General features: G+C 62.1%; 5 protein-coding genes. All 5 read left to right on the top strand.

What is annotated here, in order from left to right:
- The first annotated feature begins 136 nt into the window (after positions 1 to 136).
- Positions 137 to 517, top strand: a complete 381-nt coding sequence (locus VJ604_RS06605; RefSeq protein ID WP_324080876.1) for a response regulator — start codon at positions 137 to 139, stop codon at positions 515 to 517.
- A 34-nt stretch (positions 518 to 551) separates the two neighbouring features.
- Positions 552 to 995, top strand: coding sequence for a universal stress protein (locus tag VJ604_RS06600; RefSeq protein WP_324080874.1), 444 nt, complete (start codon positions 552 to 554; stop codon positions 993 to 995).
- Between the two features lie 83 nt (positions 996 to 1,078).
- Entirely contained in the window at positions 1,079 to 2,269 is a 1,191-nt protein-coding gene (locus VJ604_RS06595; RefSeq protein WP_324080873.1) for a hybrid sensor histidine kinase/response regulator, read from the top strand.
- Positions 2,270 to 2,362: 93 nt separating this feature from the next.
- On the top strand, positions 2,363 to 2,767 hold the full coding sequence (locus VJ604_RS06590; RefSeq protein ID WP_324080872.1) for a response regulator: 405 nt from the start codon (positions 2,363 to 2,365) through the stop codon (positions 2,765 to 2,767).
- A gap of 7 nt (positions 2,768 to 2,774) precedes the next feature.
- Positions 2,775 to 4,031, top strand: a 1,257-nt coding sequence (locus VJ604_RS06585; RefSeq protein WP_324080870.1) for an NAD(P)/FAD-dependent oxidoreductase, incomplete at its 3' end; no start/stop codon positions are given.

Raw genomic sequence — 4,031 nt, 5'->3', positions numbered from 1 at the left:
CATCGCGAACCTGATCCTGTCGGCGGTGAAGTTAAGGAAAAGAGTGGCTTCTTCCGACCGAACCACGGCTTGACACCAGTTTGGCTGATGCTAGAATCAAGGTGCGTTTTTTAATAAATGTTTCGGAGCAAGGAAATTGTCAAAGCAGCCTAAGCGGATATTGGTGGTCGATGACGAGGAGAATGCAAGGATAGGGCTTTCCCGCCTGCTTGCCAAGGAGGGATTCCTGGTCGACAGCGTCGCCAACGGATTCGAGGCCCTGAACTACCTGCGCGAGCAGGAGGTGAACCTGATCGTCACCGACATCAACATGCCCGAGATGAACGGCATCACCTTCCTGAAAGAACTCAACCGCAGCCACCCCAGAAGCAACGTGATCATGATCACCGCCTACGGCGGCGTGGAGTCCTACATAGAGGCCATGAACCTGGGAGCTTTCGAGTACATCAACAAACCCGTGAAGATCGACGAGCTCAAATCGATCCTCAAGAAGATCTTCAAGGACAACAGCCACTGATGCAGCACTGATGCAGCGGTAGAAGGGGGAAAAGATGCGTACCTTTGACAAGATTCTCTTCGCCACCGACTTTTCCGAGAGTTCAGAGCACGCCTTCGAGTACGCACTGGCCCTCTCCCAGCAGTTCGGCGCCAAGCTGATCGTCCTGCACGTCATCAACGAGCCGGTCGACCTGCGCGGCTTCTACGTCCCGCACGTCTCCTTCGAGAACCTGGAGAAGGAGATCGAGGAAGGGGCGCAGACCATGATGACCAAGTTCTGCAACACCTACATCAAGGATTTCACCAACTACGAGTGCTCCATCGTGACCGGCATTCCCTTCGAGGAGATCCTGAAGCGGGCCGAGAGCGAGAAGGTATCCTTCATCGTGCTGGGCACCCAGGGGAGAAGCGGCATCGACCACCTGCTGTTCGGCAGCACCGCCGAGCGCGTGGTGCGCAAAGCCGCCTGTCCGGTCGTCACCGTCAGGCTCCCCTGATGGCGTGATGCGCAAAGCTCAGGGGCAGCAGTTCGCTGTCCCTTTTTTTTTGAGCAAAGAGACCAGCAAGAAAAGAGAGATAGATGACCACAATGGAGAAGCAGCCCCGCGGCCGCGTGCTGATCGTCGATGATGAGAGGGTGATACTGGACCTCACGGCCATCATCCTGAAAAACCGCGGCTTTCAGGTTTTCACCGCGCTGAGCGCGCAGGACGGGTTCGACATCATCGAGAAGGAGCGCCCTGAACTGGTGCTGCTCGACTACATGATGCCCAACATGGACGGCCTCACCGCGCTCAAGGAGATCAAGCGGCGCTACCTGGACAGCTACGTGATCATGTTCACCGGCAAGGGGAGCGAGGAGATCGCCGTCGAGCTGATGAAGGCGGGGGCCTCCGACTACATCCTGAAACCGTTCAACAACCAGGACCTGGTGGACCGCATCGAGAGCGTCCTGAAGCTGCGCGCGGTCGAGCTGCAGAACCGGGCCCTGCTCTCCGAGCGCGAGCGGCTCTTGGCCGAGATCGCGGAGTGGAACCGGGAGCTGGAGGCCCGGGTGCACGAGAAGAGCGAGGCGCTCAAGCGTGCCCAGGCCGAGATCGTGCAGTCGGAGAAGCTCGCCACCCTGGGCTATCTCTCCGCCGGCATGGCCCACGAGATCAGGAACCCGCTGAACTCCATCGCACTCTTCGTGCAACTCATCAAAAGCGGCCTGGACGAGGACGAACGGCTGGAGTACGTCGACAAGATCCTCAAGGAGGTGGACCGGATCGACGCCATCCTCGGCAAGCTCCTGGACGCCTCCAAGCGTCCCAAGTTCGAGATCAGCGAGGTGCGGGTCGACCGCATCCTGGAGAACACCCTGGACGCCTTCACGCCGCAGCTTCAGCAGAAGAAGATCCGGGTGATCAGCGACTTCAAGAAGATTCCGCCGGCCATCAAGGCCGACCCCATGGAGATCGAGCAGATCTTCACCAACCTGTTCCTGAACTCGATCCACGTCATGCCCTCCGAGGGGACCCTCGGCGTGCAACTGGACCAGGACGAGGAATACCTGCAGGTGAAGGTGTCGGACACCGGTCCCGGCATCCCCCCCGAAAACCTCCCCAACATCTTCGATCCCTTCTTCACCACCAACAGCGCCGGCACCGGCCTGGGACTGTCGGTGGTCCTGAGGATCGTCAAGACCTATCACGGCAAGATCGAGGTGGAGAAGAGCGACTCCTCAGGCACCACCTTCTCGGTCCGTCTGCCGCTGGCCGCCAGGGGCTGACGGTCGCAGGCGGGGCGGGGCTGCGGCCGCCTTTCTCCTTCCATTTTCCCCGCCGTTTTTGTATGATGGCCCATTCCACGTACTGAGGTCGCAATGGCAGTAGCTGGCAGGGCAAAGATCCTCCTGATCGACGACGACAAGTTCTTCCTGAAGGTACTCTCCGACACCTTCGGTGAGGCCGGCTTTACGGTGGTCACCGCCGGCGACGGCATCGAGGGGGTCAAGGCCTACGCTGAAGAACTCCCCGACGCGGTGATCTCGGATCTGATCATGCCGCGCATGGGAGGGGTCAGCACCTGCCTGGAGATCGCCCGCCTGGCTGGCGAGCGCGATCCCATCATCGTCCTGCTCACCTCGATGTTCCAGGGGGCCCCCCACGAGCACCAGGTCCCCGAGATGGGGGCCAAGGTACATATCCCGAAATCAACCCCGCCGCTCAACATCGTGATCATCGTCGAGCAGCTTCTGGAGAGAAAGAGGCGGTCGAGCGCCGCCTGATCCCAAGATGCCATTTCTGCTGCGCAATCTGACCCTGAATCCCGGTGAGGACGACTCCGCCCTCCGCCCTCTCTTGGCCCGCAAGCTCGGGATCCGCGAGTCCGAGATCACTTCGCTCACCGTGGTGAGAAAGGGGATCGACGCCCGCAAGCGGGGCGCCATCAAGATCGTCTTCAGCGTGGAATTCGCGCTGCGGGACGAGTCGAGGGTCACCCCCGGCGGAGATCTGAGCCTGATCGAACGCCCGGCGCCCCTGGTGTTCCCGCGCCTGCCGAGGATCGACGGCATCGTCATCGTCGGCATGGGGCCGGCCGGACTGTTCGCCGCGTTGAGGCTCGCCGAGTACGGCCTGACCGCCACCGTGCTGGAGCGCGGGCGCGACGTCGACCAGCGTACCCGCGACGTCTCCCGCTTCTGGCGCGAAGGCACCCTCATCCCCGACAGCAACGTGCAGTTCGGCGAAGGGGGAGCCGGGACCTTTTCCGACGGCAAGCTGACCACCCGGGTCAAGGACCCCAACTGCGGCTGGGTGCTGAAGAGATTGGTGGATTTTGGCGCACCTGCCGAGATCCTGTACCAGGCGAAGCCCCATATCGGCACTGACCGGCTGCGCGGGGTGGTGAAGGGTATCCGCGAGAAGCTCCTCTCCGACGGGTTCCGGATCTCCTTTGACAGCAGGCTGAGCGGCATCCGCACCCGCGAGGGGAGGGTGAGCGCCGTGCTGGTGAACGAGGAGGATGAGCTTTCCTGCAATACGCTGGTGCTGGCGCCCGGCCACAGCGCGCGGGACACCTACCGGATGCTCCATGAGAGCGGCGTGTTCATAGAGCAGAAGCCTTTTGCGGTGGGGGTCCGGGTGGAGCATCCCCAGGAGTTGATCAACGCCATCCAGTACGGCCGTAACCCGCATCAGAGCCTCCCTCCAGCGGAGTACGCCCTCACCTACAACAACGAGCAAAGCGGTCGCTCCGCCTACTCGTTCTGCATGTGTCCGGGCGGGGTGGTGGTCGCGGCGGCCTCGGAGCCGGGCGGGGTGGTGGTGAACGGCATGAGCGGCTATCGGCGCAACTCTCCCTTCGCCAACAGCGCCCTGGTGGCGACGGTGGGTGCCAGGGACTTCGCCGACGACTCGCCGCTTGCAGGCATCGAGTTCCAGCGTCTCCTGGAGCGCAGGGCCTTCGAGGTGGGAGACGGCGGCTACCTGGCCCCCGCGCAGAACCTGATGGCCTTTCTGGGGCAGGGGAGGGGGAAGGTTTCCTCCAGT

Origin of the sequence: Geomonas sp. (assembly GCF_035254065.1) — a bacterium.
In the GTDB taxonomy this organism is placed as follows: Bacteria; Desulfobacterota; Desulfuromonadia; order Geobacterales; family Geobacteraceae; genus Geomonas.
This window is presented reverse-complemented; position numbering and strand designations above follow the sequence as displayed.

Coding starts and splice junctions, on each gene's coding strand:
- VJ604_RS06600 (WP_324080874.1), top strand. CDS start 552: ATGCGTACCTTTGACAAGATTCTCTTCGCCACCGACTTTTCCGAGAGT.
- VJ604_RS06595 (WP_324080873.1), top strand. CDS start 1,079: ATGACCACAATGGAGAAGCAGCCCCGCGGCCGCGTGCTGATCGTCGAT.
- VJ604_RS06590 (WP_324080872.1), top strand. CDS start 2,363: ATGGCAGTAGCTGGCAGGGCAAAGATCCTCCTGATCGACGACGACAAG.